Genomic DNA, 24,634 nt, shown 5'->3' with positions numbered 1-24,634 from the left:
TGCTCCTCCGGGGTTCTAGCGTCCCCGGAGTGCTCTGAGATATTCAGCGGCTCAGGCAGCGGCCAACATTGCCGTTACGTCATTCGCGCCCAATACGACGCTCTGCGGTTTACCGTTGAGGCTGTTGGTCTGAAACAAACACCAGTAGCCGGCGCCCGCATACTCGGCTCGGCCGTCCTCTAGTTCCACTGAAAGAGACGGAACGGTCTCCAGGGTACTCAGGTCTTCCGAGCAAACCACTACGCTGTCTTCTGCGCTCCGCCCCGCGCCCTTCTGGAACACCACAAACATTCCCCCGCCCATGCGCTCGGCATAGCCCTCTTCGAGGTCCATAAGAAAACTGGCGGCGCCCGTACCTTTTACGTCCATCACTTTACTTCACTCTTTCTAACTGCTTGCCCCCCATGGGCTTGCCTGTGGTGCCGAGATCGCTTCAGGCGCTCGGCGGAATTTCTGTAGATGCTGGTGGAGGCCAAGGGCCTTCTGTCCACCCGAAGGTGACGCGGCAAAGGCCCCCCACGTGCCATTCTAAATCTATGGTTCCGGCAGGCCAGTTGATGATAGCCCGCTTGAAAATGCCCCGCAGAGCCGCGTTGGCGGCTACGCGATCTAAATCGCCGTCTTCGGTGGGCTGTAATGCCCCAACAGCCTTTTCAATTCGTGAACCGACCAGCGGCCCAGCCATAATGTCCCTGTGTTCTTTAAGGCCGGCTAGGTGGCTCTGCATTTCCGAAACGGCCCGCTCTTTCTCACGAACTCGGGCGGCCAAGGCAGGGGAAGGACCCTCAAGGAGTTCATCCACGAGGACATCAATGTCCTGCCGCTGGGCAAGTAGGACGGGCTCTGTTGCAAAGATTGGCGGCAGTCAGAGGTAGGCTGTCGCTCTGCGCCGATCAGGCGGCTGCTGCGAAATGGTGGTTGAGCATGCCCATGGCCTCCGTCAGCGCCGAGGGCCCAATGCCAAAAGCTCTCTCCACAAGGCGCACCTCGCCCCTGATGCCGGGCTGCAGGCACCAGGGGCGAGCCTGTCCTTTGCGCAGGGCTCGCATGACTTCGAATCCCTTGATCGTGGCATAGGCCGTGGGGATCGATTTGAAACCGCGCACCGGCTTGATCAGTATCTTGAGCTTTCCGTGATCGGCCTCGATCACGTTATTGAGATACTTCACCTGCCGGTGGGCCGTCTCCCGGTCCAGCTTTCCTTCGCGCTTCAATTCGGTGATCGCTGCACCATAGCTCGGCGCTTTGTCGGTATTGAGCGTGGCAGGCTTTTCCCAGTGCTTCAGGCCTCGCAGGGCCTTGCCCAGGAACCGCTTCGCTGCCTTGGCGCTGCGGGTCGGCGACAGGTAGAAATCGATCGTGTCGCCCCGCTTGTCGACTGCCCGGTACAGGTAGGTCCACTTGCCCCGCACCTTGACGTAGGTTTCATCCAGGCGCCAGCTCGGATCAAAGCCACGCCGCCAGAACCAGCGCAGCCGCTTCTCCATCTCCGGGGCGTAGCACTGGACCCAGCGATAGATCGTCGTATGGTCGACCGAAATGCCGCGTTCCGCCAGCATTTCCTCAAGGTCGCGATAGCTGATCGGATAGCGACAATACCAGCGCACCGCCCACAGGATCACATCACCCTGGAAATGGCGCCACTTGAAATCCGTCATCGTTCCGTCCGTCCAATCTCCGCCAAGCATGCTCAAGCTTCACGATTTTTGCAACAGAGCCGGCCGCGGCATTGTCGGCATTCTCCGGCGCGAGGCGGGGATGGAATCCGAGATCGGCGACGCAGAAGCAGATCGCCTGGAGGATGGGCGCAAACTCGGGATCGAACGGGCAGTTTACGAAGACTGACCGTTCAAAGGGCGGCGGCAAGGCCTATCCCTTCGGCGGATGCGGATCGTGGCCGTAGGAATTGCGCTCTCGGATGCGGCCGTCTCGGCCATGCACGTAAAGCTCAGTGCCTTCCTTCTTTGCCCGCTGCGTGCCTGCCTTGATGGCTTCGGCCTGTGTTTTGTGGGTGCTGCTGGCACGCGATGCGCCAGCAGTCTTCACACTCCACTTGCCGCCGTTCGGCACAACGTGCTGACCCTTCTTCGCCACAGCTGAAACTCCTTTCTCAAGGAAGATAATCATCCCCGGCGGCCAGCGCTAGGCAGCTTTCTTCAGAAAGTCGGCTGGATCGACGCGAACACCTCCTCGTCCGTGGCAACGCGCGGCGGAGACATGCGCCAACGCCGGTCATGCGAGTTCTGACTGATCTCGATGCCTTTCAGGTGACGAAGCGGCTCAATGATCCGGCGGACACGGTTGCTCATGCCCCGGGCGCTGGTCGGCGTGTCCGCTTGTGCAGCGATCACGGTCCCGGTCTTAATCTCGACGTGCAGCCGTTCGAGCAGCTCGGCCGAGCTGATCTCGAATCGGCGATCTTCGTTGGCGACGAGCATAACAAGCAGGTCGAAGACGCAATCGCCGCCAGCGGCTTCTTCCGCGCAAGCCGTCAGCATGTCGCCATACCGTTCGGCAAACCAACCTTCGTCGCGGCCGAGGTGCCGGGCGACGACTTCCCCAATCTTAGCGAAGCCGACCATCCGCATGCGAGGGTCGGTGACTTCGATCTGCTCATACTCAGGCAGCACAGCCGTTACGACGTCGAGCAGCCAGCCAAGTAGGCGCGGACGTGCCTCACTAACCATGGCAGCGAGCGTTTCATCGTCGATCCGTCGTTCGGGCCGATGCAGTTCGATCATGACCAGCCGCTCGATCAAGTCCTGCTGGTAAGCAGTCGGGTCGATCCCGGCGATGATCACAGGCCGGATCACGTCAATCGCCGTCACGTCCTTGTCGGTGTAGAGCGTCCGCTTTCGCAGCCCCCCGCCGGTCGCGAGGCGGCATAGCTCGTCCGACAACTTTGCGAGCGTGGAGGCATTGTCGAAGGACACAACTGCGCCCTGATGGGCAGCAACTACGAGGTCGTCTTCCTTGGTCGGCATGCCGGCGCGGAGGCCCGCCTTTGGATCGAGAAGATCAACCACGATCTGCAAGAGGGAGGACTTGGCCGATCCGGCGGGACCGGTGAGGATCGCGATTGGACACGCAAGGCCAGGTCGAATGAGGCAGTGCACCATCCACGCGAGCAGGAAGGGCAAGTTATCGTCGTCCACGTTCGCAAACGCGCGGAAATCGGCAAGCGTGCCGCCCTGCACCGGCAACGGCAGCGGACGATCTAGTCCCTGCCTGAACTGGACCGGAGGCTCCTCACAGATGCGCCAACCAGCGGCGTCGATCTCTATCACGGTCGCGGCCTCGTCGCCGAGGAATAAGAACCGCTTGTCCCGACCATGCGCCGCAAAGCGAAGCGCAAATTCCGTTCGAGGCTGGACGAGGGCCTGTGCATCGAGGGTTTCGATCACGGTGTTAAGGTCTTCCGCCTTCAACATGCGGCCAGCATCGAGGGCGGCACGGCGGATGCAGGCTTTGAACTCGCGGGACTTGATTGGGACGAAGTGGCGCGGCCCAATGCAGGCGAAAGTCTCGCTGTCCTGAGAGCGGTAGATCGGGAACGCGGCGGCGAAGTCGAGAACCTGATACTTATCGAGTTCGGGCTTCGAGAACGGGAGGTCGCCGGAGTAGCCATTATCGCGAGCCTCCAGCCAGAATGTGGCGGGCGACAGGCGAGAATTCCGGCACTGCTGCCACTTCTTCTCCTGCTCGTGCTCGCTGTCTGCTCCCGGCGCGGTCTGCGACCATTCGATCCATTTCGCCTTCGCCCAAGGATCATCGACACCGAAGGCGGCGATGAGGCGCATCGCGACATAGACCCAATGATCATAGTTGGCAGGGTCGCGGTTCGATACGAGCGCCACGAACGCCGCATCGCGGTCAGGCGACTTTGCCGTTTTGCCTTTCGGGCCGGGAGCGGCCTTCTTGATCAGCGGAAGTTGATGATCGTTGCCGTAGTGCGGCAGGGACAAGACTCCGTTCGAGTCCTTGAGGCGCACGAGAACGGACTTGCGGGCTAACGGCAACGCAATCGCGTTCTTGCCGCCGCTCCCGTCGCCTTTGGGGAAGATTTCGATCTGACCCTTCTCGACGCCATCTGTGCCTTCGGTGAAGGTCCGTTCCTGAAACTCGAACGAGGCGAGCAGCCTCTTCGCGCTGTCGCGTAAGACGTCCTTGCGCTTGGGAGAGTCGAAGACGAGCCAGACATGGTAGCCATGCCCGCCGCCCGATTGGACGACGGTGTGGGGAATCTTGCGCTTGCCGAGCATGGCGCAGAAGGCGGCGACCAACTGATCCATGCTTTTGAACGTGCCCGCGTGATCGTCGAAGTCGAAGACGATCACCTGACCCTTGTTCTCGTCGGGGTGCGACAAGACGTAGGCGGCAATCGGCTGCTCACCGGATAGGTGGCGGTCGATCACCTCCTGCGAAAGCGGAGCGTCGGCGGGAAGATACTTGGGCTTCGCCTTGCCCGTGAACCAAGCGTAGTTGCTCTGGTCCATCCGGGCGGCGAGTTCGTGAACCCACTGCATTTGTCGTTACCTCACAGATTGAGGCAACAGTCGGCGGAGCGGTTGTAGGGATCGGTATGACTCCCTTATGAAAACCGTGCTCATTCTCTTGCTGACTGTTGCGATCTGAGGGCGTGATGGGTTTACCGACCCGTCGCGCCCTCGTTTATTTCAGCCAGCCAGCTTTCCACGTCGGCGCGGCGATACCTGACCTGTCTGCCGATCTTGCAGAAAGCGGGGCCGCGGCCTTCGAGCCGCCAGTGTTCGAGGGTGGTGATAGCGAGGCGAAGATAGCCCGCCGCTTCACGGGTGGTCAGTAGTTCAGCCATAGCAAAGGTTTCCTTGAACCGATTTCTCGATCCCAAGCCGGTCGTTTGACTTTTCCTTTGCTATGGCTCGCTCACGCGTGGCGGCGGCCTGAGGGCTTAGGTGCCTCGATCCCCAAGGGCTTTGACCGTCACAGCAACCGCCTTGGAAAGCTACTGTGGTAGGGGTCCGCCAACTGCGACGGACCCCGATTCGATATTTCAGCTAGAGACAGGACGCAACAAGAAGTTTCCCTAAAATTAGGCAGCGAGCGGAAGTTCTTGCTGCTCCTCTTCGTCGGACGCTTCAGTCACTGCGTTTAAACGCTTCATCAGTTCGTCCACGATTTTCTGCATCGGTTCGCGAAGCGCCTCCACATCAACCGCGATGTAGCGACTCGTGATCTTCGAACTGCTGTGATTGAGCAGCCGCCCGATAATGTCGTCCGGGATGCCGATCTCAGCGCCGACGCTGGCGAACGTGTGCCGCAGGCTGTGCATCGTCCCCGGCACCTCCTCATGGCGCGGATCGACAGTCGGCCCGCTGTTCGAGCGATCGGGGAAGACCCACTGCTTGTGCATCCCCTTCATCGCCTTGATCACGGCGCGGTGCTCGTCGAGCAGCGGCAGGTAGAAGGGGCGATTGGCTTTGTTCTCGCGGATGAAGATGCGATCCGGGAGCACCCGATCCCATTCGAGGCGACAGGCCTCCGTCTTACGCAATCCTGTGAGCAGACAGAGCAGATAGATTTGCCGATGCGTCGGGTTTTCGAGCGCACCGACCGCCTTCTTCCATTCAGCAAGGTCGCGGATCGCGCCGTTCCGCTCGTTCGCCTCAGTGTACCATCTGCCGCGAAGGGCGATGGTCGGGCAGACCGGCAGGACAGCTTTCTCGTACTCGGCAAGGGCGTAGTTATAGACGGTGCGGAAAGCGCGCAGCGTGTCGTTTGCCATAGTCTTGCCCTCCTTGCCGAGTGTCGAGTGCTTCGTGCGGACCATGCCGCGAGTGAGGTCGCGCAACGGCTGTTCGAGCCAGTCCTTCAACCGAACCTCGCAAGCGCGCTTCACATAGGTTTTGTGCTGCTCGCAGGCGCTAGACGCCGCAATATATCCGTCGAGGGCGTGGCGCAGCGTCGGGTTCTCGCGTTCGAGGTATCGGGCTTCGCCGCGCCGCATTCCGTGGATAACGTCTTCAGCAGCTTTGCGCGCTTCCGGCACGTTGATGTCTGGATGCCGCCCGAGGAAGACCTTGTGCGTCTTTCCGCGAACGTCGCGCTGGGCATAAAAGGACCGAGACTGCTTGCCGACGACTACCGAGAAGCCCTTGAGCTTCGTGTCGGTGAAGACGGCGCGGCCAGAGGCGGGCGGAGCAAGTCGGCGCAACGACTCTTCGGTGATGTTAAGTGCGGGCATCTTGAGTTCTCCTGCGTAGGCATTGCGTAGGTTTTCCGTCGCAACGGCATACAGTTCGATACACCGCTGCAGACCATTTTGTGCAGGAAACTCAGGTACTTATACAACCAGCTACAACAGCAGACAGCCTATCAATTTAGGTTGCCAAGGTTGGGGTCGAGGGTTCGAATCCCTTCGCCCGCTCCAGTTTTTCCGAAATGGACACGAAGTTTCCCTGTAGCGACGGACGCATGTTCGCCCGCAGGCGGGCAGCCGCCCATTACCAGATCTGGATCGTCGGCTCGAAACTGCCGGGCTTGCTGCTGTGCCAGGCGCGCAGGGTGATCGCCGCCGGAACAAGGCTGCGCCCCTTATAGGCCGGCGTCACTTCCATCTTGTCTACGCTGCCCTCGCTTATCAGCCGGACGAGAGTCCCGATCACCAACTCCCGCGCCGCCGCCGCTTCGGGCGTGATATAGATCATATTCTCCCGGACTGCCCGCCCGCCGACCTCCGCGGGAAAGAGCAGCACCCGGACAAGCCGCCCTTGCGCTGCCAGCGCCTTCGCCGCGCCGGCGGTCTCGATGGAGGAAAAGTCCGGCTTCACCGTCTCCTCGCTGGCCCCCTTCCGGGGCGCAGCGTCAACCGGAGCGCTGGCCAGGAGCAGGAGCGCCCCGGCCAGCGTTGCGGTCAATCCATGCCCGGTCAAAGGCGGCCGCACTCAATCATGCTCCCGCCCACCGGCGCCCATGTAGAGCTCGCTGCCGGTCTGCCGGAAGATTTCGCTCATCTCGGCCATGCCCTTTTCGGCATCCTCCGCCGCGATGAAGCTGTCCGCAGGCTGGTTCTGCTTGGCGGCGAAATCGCGCACTTCCTGGGTGATCTTCATCGAGCAGAATTTGGGACCGCACATGGAGCAGAAATGCGCGCTCTTCGCGCCCTCCGCAGGGAGGGTCTGATCGTGATATTTCTCCGCCGTGTCGGGGTCGAGCGACAGGTTGAACTGGTCGCGCCAGCGGAATTCGAAGCGGGCGCGGGACAGCGCATCGTCGCGGACCTTGGCGGCGGGATGGCCCTTGGCCAGGTCGGCGGCGTGGGCGGCCAGCTTGTACGTGACCACCCCGACCTTCACGTCGTCGCGGTCGGGCAGGCCCAGATGCTCCTTGGGCGTGACGTAGCAGAGCATCGCCGTGCCGTACCAGCCGATCATCGCCGCGCCGATGCCGCTGGTGATATGATCATAGCCCGGCGCGATGTCGGTGGTGAGCGGCCCAAGCGTGTAGAAGGGCGCTTCGCCGCAGGCCTCCAACTGCTTGTCCATATTCTGCTTGATCTTGTGCATGGGCACATGGCCCGGCCCTTCGATCATCACCTGCACATCCTGTTCCCAGGCGCGCTTGGTGAGTTCGCCCAGCGTGTAGAGTTCGGCGAACTGCGCCTCGTCATTGGCGTCGGCGATGGAGCCGGGGCGCAGGCCGTCGCCCAGCGAATAGGCGATGTCATAGGCCTTCATGATCTCGGTGATCTCGTCGAAATGATCGTAGAGGAACGATTCCTTATGATGGGCGAGGCACCATTTCGCCATGATCGATCCGCCGCGACTGACGATGCCGGTGACGCGCTTCGCCGTCATCGGGATATAGGGCAGGCGCACGCCCGCATGGATGGTGAAATAGTCGACGCCCTGTTCGGCCTGTTCGATCAGCGTGTCGCGGAAGATGTCCCAGGTCAGTTCCTCGGCGATGCCGCCAACCTTCTCCAGCGCCTGGTAGATGGGCACGGTGCCGATCGGGACCGGCGAGTTGCGCATGATCCATTCGCGGGTGTCGTGGATGTTGCGGCCGGTCGACAGGTCCATCACCGTGTCGGCGCCCCAGCGGATCGACCAGACCAGCTTGTCGACTTCGCTCGCCACGTCGGAGGCGACGGCGGAATTGCCGATATTGGCGTTGATCTTCACCAGGAAGTTGCGGCCGATGGCCATCGGCTCCGATTCCGGGTGGTTGATGTTGCTGGGGATGATGGCGCGGCCGCGGGCGACCTCTTCGCGGACGAATTCCGGCGTCACATAATCGGGGATGGACGCGCCCCAGTCATGGCCGTCGCGGACATATTCGGCCAGGCGGGCGCGGCCCAGATTCTCGCGCTCCGCCACATATTCCATCTCCGGCGTGATGATGCCGCGCCGGGCATAGTGCATTTGGGAGACGTTCGCTCCAGCCTTGGCGCGCAGGGGACGCTTGATCGTGTTGGGGAAGGGCTGAACGCCGCCGCTGCGGTCGGGGCCTTTCAAGCCGTTATCCTCAGGCTGGATAGCGCGGGCGTCATATTCCTCGACATCGCCGCGACCGATGATCCAGTCTCGGCGCAGTGCGGGAAGACCGGCCATGATGTCGATGCGGGCGTTGGGATCGGTATAGGGACCGGACGTGTCGTAAACGCGGACCGGCGCTTCGCCGCTGCCGGGTTCCAGGTCGATTTCCCGCATGGCGACCTTGAGCGGGCCGACATGGATCTTGCGCGAACCACGGATGGGGCCGGTGGTGACGCGCATCTCTGTTCGTGCTGGTATGTCTGCCATTTGGGTTCCTTTCAGGCGATGACGGTGACGCGGCCCGTGAGACCGGCGAGGAAGAGGAGGACGCCGAGGACGATGCTGACCATCGCCCAGGCGCGGGTGAAGTTGAGCGACCAGCGGCCGATCTTGATGAGGAGGCCGGGAACGGCGAGCAGCAGCGCGCCTTCGACCAGCGCGGCATAGCCAATGACCGAGACGATGATGGACAGCGGGTCGCGCCAGATGCTGTGGATCAGCACCAGCGCCGCGCCGACCGCGAAGACCGGAAAGCCCAGCGCCATCACCAGGCCCGGCGAGCGTTCCAGATCGTCCATCACCTGCCGCCAGCGCCGGGGCGCGGTGAGGCCGCCCATGCCGACGACGATCATGTAGAGGCCGATGGCTTCGGCCAAGCGCAGGGTCAGAACGGAAATCGTGTCCATGTCGTGCCGTCCTCCTTTCGCGCTCTGGGGCGGAGGACGGGCGCGGGCTGCCGGATGCGGACGGCCCTTCCCTCCCTACGCCGGTCTTATCCGGATCAGGTTCAGCGGGTCGCGGCCACGTCAGCCGCCTCTCAACCGTCTGTGGACGGTCCCCCGGGGATGTCCCGCATGTAGCCGATGCCGGGCGCGAGCGAAAGCCCCGTTGTGGCGCTGGACAGCAGACGGGCTTTTCCGCTTTAACGGCCCGCGATGAAGCATCCCGATCTGTCGACGAAGGAAGGGCGCAAGGCGCACCGGCATGAGATGCGCATGGTGGCGGTCAGGCCGCGCCGATGGGGATTATGGCTGCTGACGGCGGGGTTCCTGCTGGTGCTGGCGCCTTCCGCCTTGAACCTGCACAGCCTGTTCGGACTTTGGCCGCCGATGTTGGGGGCGCTCTGCATCATCATGGGCGTTCCGTTGCTGGCGGCGAGCGTGGTGCTGAAGCGGCGCTATCTGCGGCAGAGGATGGCTGGGCAGGCGATGGTGGGGCGGATCAAGGGGTGAGATTTCGGCCGTTTTCCGCCGAAGTTCACACCATATGCGCGCGCGTGCCCGCGCGCGCGTGAGCATGGGCGCCATGCGTCCGGACGTTTCAAAGAGAGATGCCGCCTATGCCGGCCGGAGCGGGATAGGACAGGCTAAATCCGCCTGCGTTGGAAAAATAGGACGTTTTTTCAGGGGACTGTCGCCTTTGGGTTACGCATGATCCGGGTCTGCGATGAGGGGAGGAGAAGGCGGTTCCGGTCGGGGCGGGAAGAAGGTCGGCCGTCCGCCCATCGCCCCGTTCAGATCATCCGCCGCAGCACGCCATCCTTCAGGATGAAATGATGCCGCATCGCCGCCAGCCCGTGCAGGACCAGCAGCGCCGCCCAGGCGAAACCCAATATCTCATGCGCTTCGCCTGAAATTCCGACGATCGCGTCGCCCTTCGAAACGGCGAATTTCGGCACATCGAACAGGAAGAACCAGCTCAAGGGCCGGTCCCCGGCGGAGGTCATGATCCATCCGGTCAGCGGCAGGACGAGCATGAAGGCGTAGAAGGCGAAATGCGTGGCATGGGCCGCGCCCCTTTCCCAGGCCGGCATTCCGGCGGGCAGCGCCGGCGCCCTGCGGGTGAAGCGCCACAATATGCGCGCGACCGCCAATGCCAGGACGGTGAGCCCGATCGATTTATGGACGGGCATCACCTTCCAATCCCGGGGCAAGGCATCGTGCGCGAAGCCCAGGAACAGGTTGAAGAGGATGAGGATCGCCATGATCCAGTGCAGCGCGCGAGCGACCTTACCGTAGCGATCCATCCCTTACTCCTGTCTGATCGTTACCCCTGACGATTGGCGACCAGATTATCCACCACCGACGGGTCGGCAAGTGTACTAATGTCCCCCAGCGCCTGTGCCGACACCTCGCCCTCCGCGATCTTGCGCAGGATGCGGCGCATGATCTTGCCGGAGCGTGTCTTGGGCAGGCCCGGCGCGAACTGGATGACGTCGGGCGTCGCAATCGGCCCGATTTCGCCGCGCACCCATTTGACCAGCGCCTGGCGCAGTTCGTCGCTCGCTTCCTCCCCGCTGTTCAGCGTCACATAGGCGTAGATGCCCTGCCCCTTGATGTCGTGCGGGAAGCCCACCACCGCCGCCTCGGCCACCGCCTCGTGCAGCACCAGCGCGCTTTCGACCTCCGCCGTGCCCATGCGGTGGCCCGACACGTTGATGACGTCATCGACGCGGCCGGTGATCCAATAATAGCCGTCCTCGTCCCGCCGCGCCCCGTCGCCGGTGGTGTATTTGCCGGGAAAGGTGGTGAAATAGGTCTGGAAGAAGCGCTCATGATCGCCCCAGACGGTGCGCATCTGCCCCGGCCAGCTTTGTGCGATGACCAGATTGCCCTCCGCCGCGCCGTCCAGCACCTTGCCCTCCGCGTCGACGATCTGCGGCACGACGCCGGGCATAGGCAGAGTGGCGGAGCCGGGCTTGAGGTCGGTCGCCCCCGGCATCGGCGCGATCATCGCCGCGCCCGTTTCCGTCTGCCACCAGGTGTCGATGATCGGGCAGCGGTCCTCGCCCACGACATGATGATACCAGCGCCAGGCTTCGGGATTGATCGGCTCGCCGACGGTGCCCAGCAGGCGCAGCGACCGGCGGCTGGTGCGGGTCACGAACCCGTCGCCTTCCTTCATCAGCGCGCGCAGCGCCGTGGGCGCGGTGAAGATGGTCTGCACCTGGTGCCGGTCCACCACTTCCCAGATGCGGCTGGGCGTCGGCCAGTTCGGCACCCCCTCGAACATCAGCGTGGTCGCCCCGTTCGCCAGCGGCCCGTAGACGATATAGCTGTGGCCCGTGACCCAGCCGATGTCCGCCGCGCACCAGTAGATGTCGCCGGGCCGGTAGTCGAAGCACAGTTCATGCGTCAGGCTGGCCCAAAGCAGATAGCCGCCGGTCGAATGCAGCACACCCTTGGGCTTGCCCGTCGAACCGGAGGTGTAGAGGATGAACAGCGGGTCTTCCGCGTTCATCGGCTCGGCCGGGCAGTCGGCGGAGACCCTGGCCGCTTCTTCATGCAGCCACAGGTCGCGGCCTTCCTCCATGGCGATGGCGCCGCCGGTCGCCTGGACGACGATGACCTTGCGGACGCTGGTGCACAGCTTGAGCGCCGCGTCGACATTGGTCTTGAGCGGCACCTTCCTGCCGGCGCGGCAGCCCTCGTCGGCGGTGATGACCAGCGTCGAATCGCAATCGGCGATGCGCCCGGCCAGCGCCTCGGGCGAGAAACCGCCGAACACGACGCTGTGGATCGCGCCGATGCGGGCGCAGGCGAGTAGGGCGAAGGCGGCCTCCGGTATCATCGGCATATAGACGGTAATGCGGTCGCCCTTCTTCGCGCCCGCGGCCTTCAGCACATTGGCGAAGCGGCAGACCTGCTCATGCACCTCCGCATAGGTGAAGCGGCGCGGCTGCGCGTCCGGCGAATCCGGTTCCCAGATGATCGCGGTCTGGTCGCCCCTGGTGGCCAAATGCCGGTCGATGCAGTTGGCGCTGACGTTCAGCACGCCGTCGGCAAACCATTTCACGCCGAAATCGGCCTCGTCGAAGCTGCTCTCATTGGTCTTCGCGGGAAAGTTCACCCAGTCGAGCCGCCCCGCCTGCTCCAGCCAATAGACGTGGGCATCCTCGACCGACCGCGCATAATCCGCCGCGCGCCGATCCCGGTCGAACAGCGCGGAGGCCGCCCATTCGGCAGGAACCGGGAAAAAATCGTCAGACATGGAGCGCATCCTTTCCTTTGCGAAACCCTCGCTTGCGCAACTCCCTAGAACATCGCGCGGAAAAGTGGGAATTGGTTTTCCGCTTGAAACGACGCGACGCCAAAAAGGCGGAGCGCCACTTCCTGCCCCTTCGACATGCTCAGGACAGGCTTGATCCGGGGTTCCGCTGCCTTTTGGGCGCTGGGTTACAAGAAAAGCGGGACCCCGGGTCAAGCCCGGGGTGACGAATAGGGGCCGGGGTGACGAATAGGGGCCGGGCTGCGAATAGGGGCCGGGCTGCGAATAGGGGCCGGGTTGCGAATAGGGAAACGTCCGCCGATGGCCCGGATCACTCGGTCCGCCCCGTCTGGAATTTGTCCACGCACCCCAGCCAAGGGGGCAGCCGCAGGAAGATGGAATCTCGCTTCCCGCGCCGCGGTTTCGACCGTGGCCGGGCGGGATTTGAGCGGCATCCGCCATTTGCCGCTTTTCGCAAGGGCCTGCCCGGCCTAACAGGAGGGGAATATGTGGCAACTTTTCCAATTTCCGCTCTGCCCCTTTTCCCGCAAGGTCCGCCTGCTGCTCGGCGAGAAGGGCGTGGGTTACGACCTTGTGCGCGAATCGCCCTGGGAGGGGCGCGACGAATTCCTCGACCTCAATCCGGCCGGCACGACGCCGGTGATGGTCGATCAGGAAAAGGGCGTCACCCTGATCGACAGCCAGGCGATCTGCGAATATTTCGAGGAGACGGTGGAGAAATTCCCGCTGATCTCCGGCACGGCGGCCGGCCGGGCGGAGGTGCGGCGGCTGACCGCCTTTTTCGACCAGAATTTCTACGGCGACGTCGTCGGCCCGCTGCTGCACGAGCGGATGAAGAAGCGCCTGATCGAGCGCGCGCCGCCCGATGCCCGCGTGCTGCGGGAGGCGATGAAGCGGGCCAACGTCCATATGGACTATATGGACTATCTGCTCGACCATCGCGCCTGGATGGCGGGGGGAACGCTGAGCCTGGCCGACATCGCGGCGGCGGCCCATCTTTCCGTGGCCGATTATCTGGGCGGCATCGACTGGGCCGGGCATGAGACGGTGAAGCGCTGGTATGCCGGCTTCAAGTCGCGTCCGTCCTTCCGGCCCCTGCTGTCGGAGCGGATGGAGGTGATCACCCCGCCGCCCCATTATGAAAAGCCGGATTTTTGAGGCAGGCATTCCCCTCCCGCCCGCGGGAGGGGGAGAGGGCGGTCAATCCAGTTCGGCGGCCAGGTAGACCCGGTTGCGGCCATGTTCCTTGGCCAGGTAGAGCGCCCGGTCCGCCGCTTTGAGCGCGGCGCGGGGGTCTTCATAGGCCAGCACATTGGCGACCCCGGCGGAAAAGCTGACCCTTTCCATCCGCTCGCCATTGGAACGATTGACCAGGCTGCGGGTGGACAGATCCTGCCGCACGCCGTCCACCGCCTCGCAGGCTTCGGCCGCCGTCTTGCCGCGGAACAGCATGACGAATTCCTCGCCGCCATGGCGCGCCACATGGCATTGGTCGTTGCTCGCCTTCGACAACAGTCCCGCCACGAATTTCAGCACCCGGTCGCCGGTGTCGTGGCCATGGGTGTCGTTGATCAGCTTGAAATGGTCGATGTCGCAAAAGGCGACGGCCAGCGGCTGCCCCTCCTTCTGCGCCTGGGCCAGTTCCTCGCGCAGCGTGCCTTCGAAGGCGCGGCGATTGGGCAGGCCGGTCAGATGGTCGTGCTCGGCGGCGCGGCGCGCGCTTTCCAGATTGGATTTCAGGAGCTGCGTCTGCTTCTGATTGTCGCGAAGCTGTGTTTCGACCTGCCGGGTCTTTTCCACCATGGACCGGGTCAGCGCCACCAGGCGCGCCAGCACCGGCTGGCTGTCCGATCCGGCGGCCAGGCCCTTCACCTCTTCCTGCAACGCCGCGCCATAATCCTTGGCGGAATTGCGCGATTCGGTCATCAGGCCGGTGAATTGCGACAGATTTTCCTCGACCTTGTCGAGCATGGAGGCAAGCGCTTCGGGCGTGACTTCGTCGTTGCGCTGTTCGGCGGCGACATTTTCGACCCAGCCGTTGGTGATCTTGCCGCGTTCGGTCAGAACCGCCTTCACGGCCTTTTCCACGCCCATATGCGATCCGGTCAGATAATCATGGGCCACGCCGAAATTGAGCGGCGTCAGGTCCAGGTCATGGGCGAACAGGAAATCGCCTATATCCTCGTACAGCTTGCGGCGCCGGATGATTTCCCGGCTGGAAGCGCTGCCGTGCCGGGCGCGCTGCGGCTGCTCCGGCAGGTCCATGGCTTCGTCGTCGGCCTTGCCGGACAGGCCGCGGGCCCAGCGGGCCAGGCGGTCGGTCAGACCATGTTGCGCGTTTGCGGAAGATGATGCCCCAGTCATGTCCGCTAGAACGACCGGGAATAAACAAGGTTAAGGACGCCCCAAGCGAAAAGCGCCAAGGCCTTGATCGACCATGATTATATGTCCGCGCCGATCAGCCAGTCGCGGAAAATCCGCACCGCCCGGGTTTGCAGCGCGCGCGGGCGGCAGACGAAGAAATAGCGATAGGGGCTTTCGACCCGATGTTCGGGAAACAGCCGGACCAGCCGCGAATCCTGCGCTTCATTATAATGGCTGGCGTGCATGACGGCGATGCCCAGGCCCTGGGCCGCCGCCTCCAGCATCAACTGGCCGGAATCATAATTGTCGATCGCCAGCGGTTGCAGGTCGGGCAGGTGCACCGTGTCCTTCCACGCATCGAAGGCGAGCGCCATGTCGCGATGCAGCAGCACCGTGTGGTTGGCCAGCTCCTGCGGGGCGGTCAGCGCGTTCGGCGCCTCCAGCAATGCCTTGCGCCCGATCAGATAGACCTCGTCATGGTCCAGTTCATGGGCGTAGAGCGCGGGATCGATGTCCTTCGCCAGCACGATCGCCGCGTCCAGCCCCTCGCCCAGGCGGGCCACGGCATAGGGGGTGGTCTCTATGTCGATGTGAAGCTGCGGATGCCGCTGGCGCAGCGCGCCCAGGTGCGGAAACAGCCGCTGCGTCGCGAACAGCGGCATGACCGCCAGCCTGAGGCGCAACTGGTTGCCGCCGCTCTGGATATTCTCCAGCGCCTGGCTCAGCGAATCGAGCGCCGGGGCGATGTCGTCCAGCAGCCGCTGCCCGTCCGCGTTGATCTCCAGCGCCTGATGCTTGCGGTCGAACAGCGGGCGGCCGATGAACCGCTCCAGCGCCTGCACCCGCCGGCTGAGCGCGGGTGTCGAGAGCGCGAGTTCCTCCGCCGCCGCCTTGACCGATCCAAGGCGGGCGACCTGAACAAAGGCCTCCAGGGCCGTAAGGGGCGGCAATCTACGCATAAACCGTCATGTTCATCCGGCCGGTCCGCTGCGACGCGTCATTGCTTCTTTTCGAACGGCGCGCAAACCGGCTCCAAGCATCCTTCTTCCACTGAGCAGCAAAACAGGGTGGTTGGCAAGATGCAAAAATTGCAACTCCTCTATTCTTTTCGCACTTGCGAAAATACATCCCGCAGTGCACATAGAAAAGGCCTTTCAGGCATCCTCTCCTAGAAACTTTCAGGGCTGGCCTTCGGACCAGCCCTTTTTTTATTCGTCCCGGGGCTGTCCATGGCCCCTTTCCGTCCGCCGCGACGTTCCCTATCTCGTTACGCAGCGAACGGAACGGGGAAGGCGAAGTGGCCGAAGAAGACACCGCAGGACGCAGGATACAGGTGGCCAACGCCCGGCCGGAGGATGCGGGGCGCGGCCTTGCCCGGCTGCCGCTGGCGGTGATGGCGGAACTCCACCTTGCCGAAGGGGATGTGGTGGAGATCGCGGGCAAGCGGTCCACCCCCGCGCGCGTGGTCCGGCCCTACAAGGAGGATGAGGGGCTGGACGTCCTTCGCCTCGACGGGCTTCAGCGGGCCAATGCGGGCGTCGGATCGGGCGACTTCGTGGTCATCCGGAAGGTCGATCCCCGCCCCGCCCAGCGCGTCGTCTTCGCGCCTGCACAAAACAATCTGCGGTTGCAGGGCAATCCCGAAGCGTTGAAGCGGGTTTTCTTCCAGCGGCCGCTGGCGTCCGGCGATGTCGTCGCCACCGCCGGGCAGCAGCAGGTGCCCCCCGGCGACATGCCGCCCCAGTTGCGCCAGATGCTGGCCGCGCCGGCCTATGCCCTGCAGGAGATTCGCCTGGTCGTGGTGTCGACGGTGCCCAAGGGCGTCGTCCATATCGATGCGGAGACCGAGGTCGAACTGCGCGCCGAATATGAGGAGCCCCGCGAATCCCGCCGGGCCGACGTCACCTATGACGATGTCGGCGGCATGGCCGAGGCCATCGACCAGTTGCGCGAGATGGTGGAACTGCCGCTGCGCTATCCCGAACTGTTCGAGCGGCTGGGCGTCGATCCGCCCAAGGGCGTGCTGCTCCACGGCCCGCCCGGCACCGGCAAGACCCGGCTGGCCCGCGCCGTCGCCAATGAATCGGAAGCCGAATTCTTCCTGATCAACGGGCCGGAGATCATGGGGTCGGCCTATGGCGAATCGGAAAAGCAGCTTCGCGAGATTTTCGAGGCGGCGGCCAAGGCGGCCCCGTCGATCCTGTTCATCGACGAGATCGATTCCATCGCGCCCAAGCGCGGCAATGTGACCGGCGAGACGGAAAAGCGCCTCGTCGCGCAATTGCTGACGCTGATGGACGGGCTGGAGCCGCGCACCAACCTGGTCGTCATCGCCGCCACCAACCGGCCGGAGGCGATAGACGAGGCGCTGCGCCGTCCCGGCCGCTTCGACCGGGAGATCATCGTCGGCGTGCCCGACGAGCGCGGACGGCGGGAGATATTGGGCATCCACACCCGCGGCATGCCGCTGGCCGACGGCGTCGACCTGGGCGAACTGGCGCGCATGACCTACGGCTTTGTCGGTGCGGACCTAGCCGCGTTGACCCGCGAGGCGGCGATTGAAACCGTGCGCCGCTTCATGCCCCGGCTCAACCTGGAGGAGGGAACGATCCCGCCCGACGTGCTGGAGGAACTGTCCGTAGCGCGCGACGACTTCATGGCCGCGATCAAACGCGTCCAGCCCTCCGCCATGCGCGAGGTGATGGTGCAGGCGCCGAACATCGGCTGGGCCGACATAGGCGGGCTGGACGACGCGCAGATGCGGTTGAAGGAAGGGGTGGAACTGCCGCTGAAAGACCCTGACGCCTTCCGCCGCATCGGCATCCGCCCGGCCAAGGGCTTCCTGCTCTACGGCCCGCCCGGCACCGGCAAGACCTTGCTGGCGAAGGCCGTGGCGCGGGAGGCGCAGGCCAATTTCATCGCCACCAAATCGTCCGACCTGCTCAGCAAATGGTATGGGGAGAGCGAGCAGCAGATCGCCCGCCTCTTCGCCCGCGCCAGGCAGGTTGCGCCGACCGTCATCTTCATCGACGAACTGGACAGCCTGGTCCCGGCGCGGGGCGGGGGCCTGGGCGAACCGCAGGTGACGGAGCGGGTGGTGAACACCATATTGGCCGAGATGGACGGGCTGGAGGAATTGCAGTCCGTGGTCGTCATCGGCGCGACCAACCGGCCGACCCTGATCGATCCGGCGCTGTTGCGGCCGGGGCGGTTCGACGAGCTGATCTATGTCCCGGTTCCGGATCGGACGGGGCGCAGGCGGATATTGTCCATCCATACGGGCAAGATGCCGCTGGCCGACGATGTCGATCTGGACCTGCTGGCCGAGCGGACCGAGCGCTTCACCGGCGCCGACCTGGAGGATCTGGTCCGCCGCGCCGGCCTGGTCGCGCTGCGCCAGTCGCTGTCGGTCGACAAGGTCAGCCAGGCGCATTTCGAAGCCGCGCTGGAGGACACCCGCGCCTCCGTCACGCCGGAGATGGAGCGCGAATATGAGCAGATACAGGCGACGCTGAAGCAGAGCGTGATGCAGATCGATCCCATCGGCTTCGTGTCGCCGGGCATGCTGCGGGGGCGCGCCAGGGATTGACCCTGCGGTTCCCCCCGCACCACATGTTCCTGCGAAGGCAGGAACATGTGGCGCTTAACTCCTATCGATTTCAGCCCTCCCCCGCGAAGGCGCTTGCATGCCCGTGCGATTTTTGCGAGTCGACGGGCAAGGCAGACAGGCGAGAATGAATGGCCTCCATTCCTTTGAAGAAGAAAAATCGGGTTCTTCCCGGCAAGCGATCCTCCACCTTCCTGGGTCAATGGAGCATGTTCTTCCGGCAGTTCATCAAGCATCCGGGCATGATCGGGTCGGTCATCCCGTCATCGCGGCAGCTGGTCGACAGCATGCTGGAGGGGGTGGATTGGCAGCGGACCCGGCTGTTCGTGGAATATGGGCCGGGCGTCGGCACCTTCACGCGGCCCATATTGGACAGGCTGCATCCTGACGCGACGCTGCTCGCCATCGACCTCAATCTCGATTTCGTCGCCTATCTGGAGGCGGAGATCGCCGATCCCCGGCTGCGCATCGTCCACGGCTCCGCCGCCGACGTCCGCCGCTTCATCAAGGAAGCGGGCTATGCCCAGGCGGACTATGTCCTGTCCGGCATTCCCTTCTCCACCCTGCCCGACGGCGTGGGGCAGGCGATCTGCGCGGAAACCCGGTCGGTCCTGAAGGATGGCGGGGCTTTCCTGGTCTATCAATATTCCGGCTATATGCGCCGCCTGCTCTCCCCCCTGTTCGAGGAGATTCGGGAGCGGGTGGAATGGCGCAACATCCCGCCCTGCCGGATGTTCGTCGCGATGAAGCGGGAAATCCTGGCCCAGGCAGCCTGATGCTTTCGGCCTGATGCTTTTGCTTCCCCATTGAATTAACTATATTTTTGCGAATTTTTCGCGGCGTCGGCGCGCCTATACCCTGTTTGGGGTATGCGCCAGCCTGGGCAGGTCGCTAGGCGAGCAGAATAGGCAGTTCCTTCTGCCTGCTGGCAGCCGGGCCATATTGCGACCCATGGCCCGGTTGTCGGCTTCAGGCTTCATCGACCTGCCGCAGCCGCAACGACGGTTTCGCTTTGCCACGCTTCATGATAAGCCCCGGCGCGAAACACGGCGAGATAGTTGATGAACGACCTGACCCAGACTCCTGAAATGCTGATAGCGACCCTTGGCGCGCGCGCGCGCGCCGCGGCGGCGCAGCTTTCCACCGCCAGCGACGCGCAGAAGATCGACGCGCTGCGCCGCGCCGCGCAGGCGCTGAGGGACCAGGCGCCGCAGATCATCGCCGCCAATGCCCGCGACATGGAAAATGCCGCCGCCAACGGCCTGTCGCCCGCCATGCTCGACCGGCTGAAGCTGGACGAGGACCGCGTCCTCGCGACGGCGGCGGGCGTGGATCAGGTGGCCACGCTGGACAATCCGCTGGGCAGCGTGATCGACAGGCTGGTCCGCCCCAACGGCATGGAGCTTTCCCGCGTCCGGGTGCCGCTGGGCGTGATCGGCATCATCTATGAAAGCCGCCCCAATGTGACCGCCGACGCGGCCGCGCTCTGCCTGCGCGCCGGAAACGCCGTGATCCTGCGCGGCGGCAGCGAAGCGAAGGAAAGCAACCGCGCCATCCACGCCGCCATGGTGGAGGGCATCGTCGCCGCGGGCCTGCCCGCCGACGCGGTGCAACTGGTCCCCACCACGGACCGCGCCGCCGTGGGCGCGCTGCTGAAGGCCGCCGAGTTCATCGACCTGATCGTCCCTCGCGGCGGCAAGAACCTGGTCGCCCGCGTGCAGGAAGAGGCGCGGGTGCCCGTGCTCGCCCATCTGGACGGCATCAACCACAGCTATGTCGACGGCGCGGCCGACCCCGACATGGCGCAGAAGCTGGTGGTGAACGCCAAGATGCGCCGCACCGGCATTTGCGGCGCGACCGAGACGGTGCTGATCGACAAGGGCTTCGCGCAAGCGCCCTCCATCGTGAAGGCGCTGCTCGACGCCAAGTGCGAAGTGCGCGGCGATGACGCCGTGCAGGCGCTGGACAGCCGCGTGGTCGCGGCTTCGGACGAGGATTGGGATACGGAATATCTCGACGCCATCGTGTCGGTGCGGATGGTGGACGGGCTGGACGAAGCGCTCGCCCATATCGCCGCCCATGCCAGCCATCATACCGACGCCATCATCACCGAGGATGCGGAAAAGGCCGAGCGCTTCCTGAACGCGGTCGACAGCGCCATCGTGATGTGGAACGCCTCCACCCAGTTCGCGGACGGCGGCGAGTTCGGGCTGGGCGCGGAGATCGGCATCTCGACGGGCCGCCTCCATGCAAGAGGCCCGGTCGCGCTGGAAGGGTTGACGACCTACAAATGGCTGGTGCGCGGAACGGGTCAGGCGCGGCCTTAGCCTTGACCGCCTAACCTCACCTCCGTTCGCCCTGAGCCTGTCGAAGGGCAAGGCTGAGCGAAGCCGAAGCCTTCGCTGCGCTCAGCCCGAACGGAGGGGATTGGCTCGCTTACCCCTTCACCACCTCATCGATCGCCTTCAGCTTTTCCAGCAGCGGCCCGACCCACTCGATGGGCAGCATCACCGGCCCGTCGGATGGCGCGTTGTCCGGGTCGTCATGCGCCTCGGCAAACACCGCCGCGACGCCTGCCGCTACGGCGCTTCGCGCCAGCACCGGCGCGAATTCGCGCTGCCCGCCCGAAGCCGATCCCAGCCCGCCCGGCTGCTGCACCGAATGGGTGGCGTCGAACACCACCGGATAGCCGGTCTGCGCCATCACCGGCAGCGACCGCATATCGCTGACGAGCGTGTTGTAGCCGAAGCTCGCCCCTCGCTCCGTCAGCAGGATGCGCTCATTTCCGGTCGATGCGACCTTCTGCGCCACCGCGGCCATGTCCCAGGGGGCCAGGAACTGCCCCTTCTTCACATTGACCACCACCCCGGTCCGCCCTGCCGCCAGCAGCAGATCGGTCTGGCGACACAGAAAGGCCGGGATTTGCAGGATGTCCACGGCCTCTGCCGCCGCCCCGACCTGCCCGGCCTCATGCACGTCGGTCAGCACCGGGCAGCCGAAGGCCGCCTTTACCTCCGCCAATATCGCCAGCCCCGCATCGATCCCGACGCCCCGCCGCCCCGACACGGACGTCCGGTTCGCCTTGTCGAAGGAGGATTTGAAGATGAACGGCACCCCGGCTCGTCCCGCCGCGCCGGACAGCCGCTCCGCCATCATCATCGCATGGTCGCGGCTCTCGATCTGGCAGGGGCCGGAGATCAGGACGAAGGGCAGGTCGTTGCCGACCGTCAGCGACCCGATGGAAACATGCTTGGCTGTCATCATGCCGCTCACTTCGGCGCTTTCACGAAGCGGCGCAAGAGCTGCCCCCGCCACAGCCCCTTGCCGGGGTGATAATTCCAGCAGAACCAGCCGAAACACAGGCAGGCCAGCAGCGAAGGCAGGGCCATGGGATCGCCATTGTCGCGCATGTGCCGGTAAAAGGCGAAGTCCGCCCGCCACCGATCCCGCTCGCTGCCGCCGCCATTGATGCCATAGGCATTGTCATGGCGCCGACAGCCGATGTTTCGGTTGTATTTGCGGTGGTCTATGAAATAGCAGTAATCGCGTTCGGGTGTCGTCATGGCCCGATGTGGAACAGGGGCCATGGAAAAGTTCAAGCGCAAACTCTTCTATCTCGGCGGATTCGACCCGCGCGGGGTGCGTTTCTACCATCAGATGTATCGCGAGCAGGCGGAAAGCTACGCGCGCCTGTCGGGCGAAGCCGTGGAGGTGAGCGCCCGCCGCTCCGGCCCCGCCTCTTCAGCCCGCTGGACCGTCACCAACCATAGCGCGGGTGTGGAGACCGACTATGAATTCCTCCGTTGGGAGGATCTGGTCGGCAAGGTGTGGATTCGCAATCCGCTGCTGCTGGCATGGCGCTCCATCGCCACCTATGCCGCCCATGCCCGCCACATGCAGTTCCTGCGCATGCGAAAACTGCGTCCGGGGCCGGTCATCACCATCCTCTATCCGCCGCTGCTGGGGGTGCTGATCCCGCTGGCGCTGGCGCTGATCCCGGCGCTGTTGCTGTCGCTGCTGATGCCCTTCTGGGCCGCCGCTTTGATCGGCATCGGCATCAGCGCGCTTTTCTCCGGCCGCCTGCTCGACAAGCTGATCGTGCCCTGGCTGCTGCGCTTCATGGTCTACAACCACGGCGTCGCCGCCGACGGCCCCGGCGCGGAGATGGACGCCCGCCTCGACCAGTTCGCCGCCCGCATCGCGGAGGAAATGGACGGCCCCTGGGACGAGGTCGTCTTCGTATCCCACAGCAACGGCACCATCTATGCGATGAGCGTGCTGCGCCGCCTGTTCGAACTGCGCGGGGACAGGCAGTTGCCCGCCAATTTCACCGTCCTGACGCTGGGCCAGGTGGTGCCCGTCATCGCGCTGCGCAAGGATGCCCGCTGGTATCATGCCGACCTCAAGGCGCTGGACGACAAGCCCTTCCGCCTGGTCGACTTTTCCGCCCCGCCCGACGGCGCGGCCTATCATGGCGTGCATCCGATCCGGCTCGTCTCGGACCGATGCGCGGCCCGCGTGGACATGCTTTCGCCGCGCTTCCACCTCTTCTACGATCCGGAAAATTACCATGGCGGTTGGTCGAACAAATATGAGGCGCATTTCGACTATCTGCGGGTGGGCGACCGCCTCTCGCCGGTGGACTATGTCAGCCTGACCGCAGGCCGCCGCACCATAGACGAAGCCATAGCGCAGTTCAGGACCATCCCGTGACGCAGCCCTTCACTCCGCCCTATCCCGAACCGCCCCGCACCCGCCGCGGCCTAGTCAAGCGCTTCTTCCGAGGCTGGCATAGCTGGATCCATGTCCTGTTCGAGAAGAGCTACACGATGAAGCTGGGCGAAATCCGCATGCCCGGCCAGACCATGTATATCGCCAACGAACTGCCGCTGGTGGACCAGATATTGCGCGGCGGCACAGCCTATCCCAAGCATCGCGAGCTGGTGCGCAACCTGTCTCCCCTGATCGGCAATTCGGTCTTTTCCGCCAATGGGGAGGATTGGGAAAGCCAGCGCGCCATGGTGAATCCCGCCTTCGCCCACACCGCGCTCAACCGATCCATGCCGCTGATGGCGGCGGCGGCCGACGACCTGCTGGCCCGGCTCGACGCGGCGGACCGCTCGAAGCCGGTCGACATCGACCCGATGATGACCCATGTGGCGGCCGACATCATCTTCCGCACGCTGTTTTCGGAGGCGCTGGACGAGCGCCGCTCCAACATCATCCACACCGCCTTCGGGAAATTCCAACGGCTCGCCCACAGCGCCTCCATGCTGCGCCTCTACGGCTTTCCGGCGCGCTGGTTCGAGAAGCGGTCGCTTGGACCGGCCAAGGCGATCCACGACGTCTTCCGCCCCATTGTCGAGGCGCGCCACGAAGGCTTCCACCAGCGCGGGGAGGCTCCGCACGAGGACATACTCCAGTCGCTGATCGAGGCGAAGCATCCCGAAACCGGCGATCCCTTCACCTTGCAACAGGTGATGGACCAGGTCTCGACCATCTTCCTCGCCGGGCATGAGACGTCGGCCAGCACCATGACCTGGGCGCTCTACATGCTGGCGGAATGCAGCCATATCCAGAATGCCGCCCGCGCCGAAGTGACGGAAATCGCCGGGAATGCGCCGTTCGCCGCGACGATGCTCAAGGATATGGGCGCGATCCGCAACATCTTCCGCGAGACGCTGCGCCTCTACCCGCCGGTCGCCTTCTTCCCCCGCGAAGTGACCTGCCCGATGCCGATGCGCGACAAGCAGTTGGAGGAGGGTGCGATGCTGGTCGTCGCCCCCTGGCTCACCCAGCGCAACGAGGATAATTGGGCCTGCCCGCACAGCTTCGACCCTGCCCGCTTCGACGACCCCGCCAATGCGGAAATGGTGCGCCAGGCCTGGTTTCCCTTCGGCCGTGGCCCCAGGGTCTGCATCGGCGCCGGTTTCGCCCAGCAGGAGGTGATGACCGTGATCGCCGCCGTGCTGCGCCGCTATCGCCTGTCGGTGCCCGAAGGGTTCAAGCCCGAACCGATCAGCCGCCTGACCATCCGGCCGAGGACGGGAATGAAGCTGATATTCGACGCCGTCCCCGTGGATCGTCGCACCGCTTGAACCGCCCTCCCGCACGGGGCGCCTGACGTCGTCGAGCGGAC

23 protein-coding genes and 1 riboswitch are annotated in these 24,634 nt (G+C 64.3%); of the genes, 8 read left to right on the top strand and 15 right to left on the bottom strand.

Features of this window, described 5'->3' with window-relative positions; translation table 11 throughout:
• Nucleotides 1-51: 51 nt before the first annotated feature.
• Together SIDU_RS16755 and SIDU_RS16750 are read right to left on the bottom strand one after the other, a co-directional pair.
• Entirely contained in the window at nt 52-369 is a 318-nt protein-coding gene (locus tag SIDU_RS16755) for a hypothetical protein (RefSeq protein ID WP_007681894.1), read from the bottom strand.
• A 524-nt stretch (nt 370-893) separates the two neighbouring features.
• Nucleotides 894-1,658, bottom strand: a complete 765-nt coding sequence (locus SIDU_RS16750) for an IS6-like element IS6100 family transposase (RefSeq protein ID WP_001389365.1) — start codon at nt 1,656-1,658, stop codon at nt 894-896.
• Nucleotides 1,659-1,686: 28 nt separating this feature from the next.
• Here SIDU_RS16750 and SIDU_RS19885 point away from each other — a divergent pair, with 28 nt between their 5' ends.
• Nucleotides 1,687-1,845 carry a hypothetical protein gene (locus SIDU_RS19885; protein WP_174550398.1) on the top strand — a complete coding sequence of 53 codons (159 nt, stop codon included), beginning with the start codon at nt 1,687-1,689 and terminating at the stop codon, nt 1,843-1,845.
• Between the two features lie 24 nt (nt 1,846-1,869).
• Here SIDU_RS19885 and SIDU_RS16740 read toward each other — a convergent pair whose 3' ends face one another.
• From SIDU_RS16740 to SIDU_RS16710, 7 genes are all read right to left on the bottom strand, one after another.
• A complete protein-coding gene (locus SIDU_RS16740) occupies nt 1,870-2,094 on the bottom strand; it encodes a DUF2188 domain-containing protein (protein WP_007682468.1) in 225 nt (74 codons plus the stop codon).
• 62 nt (nt 2,095-2,156) lie between these two features.
• Nucleotides 2,157-4,526 carry a TOTE conflict system archaeo-eukaryotic primase domain-containing protein gene (locus SIDU_RS16735; protein ID WP_007682469.1) on the bottom strand — a complete coding sequence of 790 codons (2,370 nt, stop codon included), beginning with the start codon at nt 4,524-4,526 and terminating at the stop codon, nt 2,157-2,159.
• 122 nt (nt 4,527-4,648) lie between these two features.
• Nucleotides 4,649-4,834, bottom strand: a complete 186-nt coding sequence (locus tag SIDU_RS16730) for a helix-turn-helix transcriptional regulator (RefSeq protein WP_007682470.1) — start codon at nt 4,832-4,834, stop codon at nt 4,649-4,651.
• 237 nt (nt 4,835-5,071) lie between these two features.
• Nucleotides 5,072-6,223, bottom strand: coding sequence for a tyrosine-type recombinase/integrase (locus SIDU_RS16725; protein ID WP_007682471.1), 1,152 nt, complete (start codon nt 6,221-6,223; stop codon nt 5,072-5,074).
• A gap of 259 nt (nt 6,224-6,482) precedes the next feature.
• A complete protein-coding gene (locus SIDU_RS16720; RefSeq protein WP_025772784.1) occupies nt 6,483-6,923 on the bottom strand; it encodes a hypothetical protein in 441 nt (146 codons plus the stop codon).
• Nucleotides 6,924-8,783 (bottom strand): phosphomethylpyrimidine synthase ThiC, encoded by a 1,860-nt coding sequence (thiC, locus tag SIDU_RS16715; protein WP_025772785.1) that lies wholly within the window; start codon nt 8,781-8,783, stop codon nt 6,924-6,926.
• An 11-nt stretch (nt 8,784-8,794) separates the two neighbouring features.
• Complete coding sequence (locus tag SIDU_RS16710; protein ID WP_025772786.1) at nt 8,795-9,202, bottom strand: DUF2065 family protein; 408 nt, start codon at nt 9,200-9,202, stop codon at nt 8,795-8,797.
• A gap of 55 nt (nt 9,203-9,257) precedes the next feature.
• Nucleotides 9,258-9,368, bottom strand: a riboswitch (TPP riboswitch).
• Between the two features lie 83 nt (nt 9,369-9,451).
• Here SIDU_RS16710 and SIDU_RS16705 point away from each other — a divergent pair.
• Nucleotides 9,452-9,748, top strand: a complete 297-nt coding sequence (locus tag SIDU_RS16705) for a hypothetical protein (protein WP_007684383.1) — start codon at nt 9,452-9,454, stop codon at nt 9,746-9,748.
• A 281-nt stretch (nt 9,749-10,029) separates the two neighbouring features.
• Here the strand turns inward: SIDU_RS16705 and SIDU_RS16700 are convergent, their stop codons facing one another.
• A complete protein-coding gene (locus SIDU_RS16700) occupies nt 10,030-10,542 on the bottom strand; it encodes a cytochrome b (RefSeq protein WP_007684382.1) in 513 nt (170 codons plus the stop codon).
• Nucleotides 10,543-10,562: 20 nt separating this feature from the next.
• The gene (acs, locus tag SIDU_RS16695; RefSeq protein ID WP_007684381.1) at nt 10,563-12,506 is read right to left on the bottom strand and encodes an acetate--CoA ligase; all 1,944 of its coding nucleotides are present in this window, start codon (nt 12,504-12,506) and stop codon (nt 10,563-10,565) included.
• A 504-nt stretch (nt 12,507-13,010) separates the two neighbouring features.
• Between acs and SIDU_RS16690 the strand changes: the two genes are divergently transcribed.
• Nucleotides 13,011-13,682: a glutathione S-transferase family protein gene (locus tag SIDU_RS16690; RefSeq protein ID WP_007684379.1), complete on the top strand. Its 672-nt coding sequence runs from the start codon at nt 13,011-13,013 to the stop codon at nt 13,680-13,682.
• Nucleotides 13,683-13,724: 42 nt separating this feature from the next.
• On the opposite strand, the gene SIDU_RS16685 is transcribed toward SIDU_RS16690, so the two are convergent.
• Both SIDU_RS16685 and SIDU_RS16680 read right to left on the bottom strand, forming a co-directional pair.
• Complete coding sequence (locus SIDU_RS16685; RefSeq protein ID WP_007684378.1) at nt 13,725-14,888, bottom strand: GGDEF domain-containing protein; 1,164 nt, start codon at nt 14,886-14,888, stop codon at nt 13,725-13,727.
• A 77-nt stretch (nt 14,889-14,965) separates the two neighbouring features.
• Nucleotides 14,966-15,847: a LysR substrate-binding domain-containing protein gene (locus SIDU_RS16680; RefSeq protein WP_013041435.1), complete on the bottom strand. Its 882-nt coding sequence runs from the start codon at nt 15,845-15,847 to the stop codon at nt 14,966-14,968.
• Between the two features lie 338 nt (nt 15,848-16,185).
• Here SIDU_RS16680 and SIDU_RS16675 point away from each other — a divergent pair, with 338 nt between their 5' ends.
• The 3 genes from SIDU_RS16675 to SIDU_RS16665 all read left to right on the top strand — a co-directional run bounded on the left by SIDU_RS16675 (nt 16,186) and on the right by SIDU_RS16665 (nt 20,822).
• Nucleotides 16,186-18,477, top strand: a complete 2,292-nt coding sequence (locus SIDU_RS16675) for a CDC48 family AAA ATPase (protein ID WP_025772787.1) — start codon at nt 16,186-16,188, stop codon at nt 18,475-18,477.
• Between the two features lie 149 nt (nt 18,478-18,626).
• Nucleotides 18,627-19,271: a class I SAM-dependent methyltransferase gene (locus SIDU_RS16670; protein WP_007684375.1), complete on the top strand. Its 645-nt coding sequence runs from the start codon at nt 18,627-18,629 to the stop codon at nt 19,269-19,271.
• Nucleotides 19,272-19,556: 285 nt separating this feature from the next.
• Complete coding sequence (locus SIDU_RS16665) at nt 19,557-20,822, top strand: glutamate-5-semialdehyde dehydrogenase (RefSeq protein ID WP_007684374.1); 1,266 nt, start codon at nt 19,557-19,559, stop codon at nt 20,820-20,822.
• 109 nt (nt 20,823-20,931) lie between these two features.
• Here the strand turns inward: SIDU_RS16665 and kdsA are convergent, their stop codons facing one another.
• On the bottom strand, nt 20,932-21,759 hold the full coding sequence (kdsA, locus tag SIDU_RS16660) for a 3-deoxy-8-phosphooctulonate synthase (protein ID WP_037509538.1): 828 nt from the start codon (nt 21,757-21,759) through the stop codon (nt 20,932-20,934).
• Nucleotides 21,760-21,764: 5 nt separating this feature from the next.
• Entirely contained in the window at nt 21,765-22,058 is a 294-nt protein-coding gene (locus SIDU_RS16655; protein ID WP_007684372.1) for a hypothetical protein, read from the bottom strand.
• 22 nt (nt 22,059-22,080) lie between these two features.
• Between SIDU_RS16655 and SIDU_RS16650 the strand changes: the two genes are divergently transcribed.
• Entirely contained in the window at nt 22,081-23,208 is a 1,128-nt protein-coding gene (locus SIDU_RS16650; RefSeq protein WP_007684370.1) for a hypothetical protein, read from the top strand.
• Nucleotides 23,205-24,593, top strand: coding sequence for a cytochrome P450 (locus tag SIDU_RS16645; RefSeq protein ID WP_007684369.1), 1,389 nt, complete (start codon nt 23,205-23,207; stop codon nt 24,591-24,593). The genes SIDU_RS16650 and SIDU_RS16645 overlap by 4 nt, the downstream gene beginning before the upstream one ends.
• Nucleotides 24,594-24,634 lie beyond the last annotated feature (41 nt).

This window comes from Sphingobium indicum B90A, from assembly GCF_000264945.2.
GTDB classification, from domain to species: Bacteria; Pseudomonadota; Alphaproteobacteria; order Sphingomonadales; family Sphingomonadaceae; genus Sphingobium; species Sphingobium indicum.
Note: the sequence above shows the minus strand (reverse complement) of the source record. Positions and strands in the feature narration are given on the sequence as shown.

Coding starts and splice junctions, on each gene's coding strand:
- acs (WP_007684381.1), bottom strand. CDS start 12,506: ATGTCTGACGATTTTTTCCCGGTTCCTGCCGAATGGGCGGCCTCCGCG.
- SIDU_RS16730 (WP_007682470.1), bottom strand. CDS start 4,834: ATGGCTGAACTACTGACCACCCGTGAAGCGGCGGGCTATCTTCGCCTC.
- SIDU_RS16725 (WP_007682471.1), bottom strand. CDS start 6,223: ATGCCCGCACTTAACATCACCGAAGAGTCGTTGCGCCGACTTGCTCCG.
- SIDU_RS16755 (WP_007681894.1), bottom strand. CDS start 369: ATGGACGTAAAAGGTACGGGCGCCGCCAGTTTTCTTATGGACCTCGAA.
- SIDU_RS16735 (WP_007682469.1), bottom strand. CDS start 4,526: ATGCAGTGGGTTCACGAACTCGCCGCCCGGATGGACCAGAGCAACTAC.
- SIDU_RS16710 (WP_025772786.1), bottom strand. CDS start 9,202: ATGGACACGATTTCCGTTCTGACCCTGCGCTTGGCCGAAGCCATCGGC.
- SIDU_RS16705 (WP_007684383.1), top strand. CDS start 9,452: ATGAAGCATCCCGATCTGTCGACGAAGGAAGGGCGCAAGGCGCACCGG.
- SIDU_RS16670 (WP_007684375.1), top strand. CDS start 18,627: ATGGCCTCCATTCCTTTGAAGAAGAAAAATCGGGTTCTTCCCGGCAAG.
- SIDU_RS16655 (WP_007684372.1), bottom strand. CDS start 22,058: ATGACGACACCCGAACGCGATTACTGCTATTTCATAGACCACCGCAAA.
- kdsA (WP_037509538.1), bottom strand. CDS start 21,759: ATGATGACAGCCAAGCATGTTTCCATCGGGTCGCTGACGGTCGGCAAC.
- thiC (WP_025772785.1), bottom strand. CDS start 8,783: ATGGCAGACATACCAGCACGAACAGAGATGCGCGTCACCACCGGCCCC.
- SIDU_RS16680 (WP_013041435.1), bottom strand. CDS start 15,847: ATGCGTAGATTGCCGCCCCTTACGGCCCTGGAGGCCTTTGTTCAGGTC.
- SIDU_RS16650 (WP_007684370.1), top strand. CDS start 22,081: ATGGAAAAGTTCAAGCGCAAACTCTTCTATCTCGGCGGATTCGACCCG.
- SIDU_RS16690 (WP_007684379.1), top strand. CDS start 13,011: ATGTGGCAACTTTTCCAATTTCCGCTCTGCCCCTTTTCCCGCAAGGTC.
- SIDU_RS19885 (WP_174550398.1), top strand. CDS start 1,687: ATGCTCAAGCTTCACGATTTTTGCAACAGAGCCGGCCGCGGCATTGTC.
- SIDU_RS16685 (WP_007684378.1), bottom strand. CDS start 14,888: ATGACTGGGGCATCATCTTCCGCAAACGCGCAACATGGTCTGACCGAC.
- SIDU_RS16750 (WP_001389365.1), bottom strand. CDS start 1,658: ATGACGGATTTCAAGTGGCGCCATTTCCAGGGTGATGTGATCCTGTGG.
- SIDU_RS16700 (WP_007684382.1), bottom strand. CDS start 10,542: ATGGATCGCTACGGTAAGGTCGCTCGCGCGCTGCACTGGATCATGGCG.
- SIDU_RS16665 (WP_007684374.1), top strand. CDS start 19,557: ATGAACGACCTGACCCAGACTCCTGAAATGCTGATAGCGACCCTTGGC.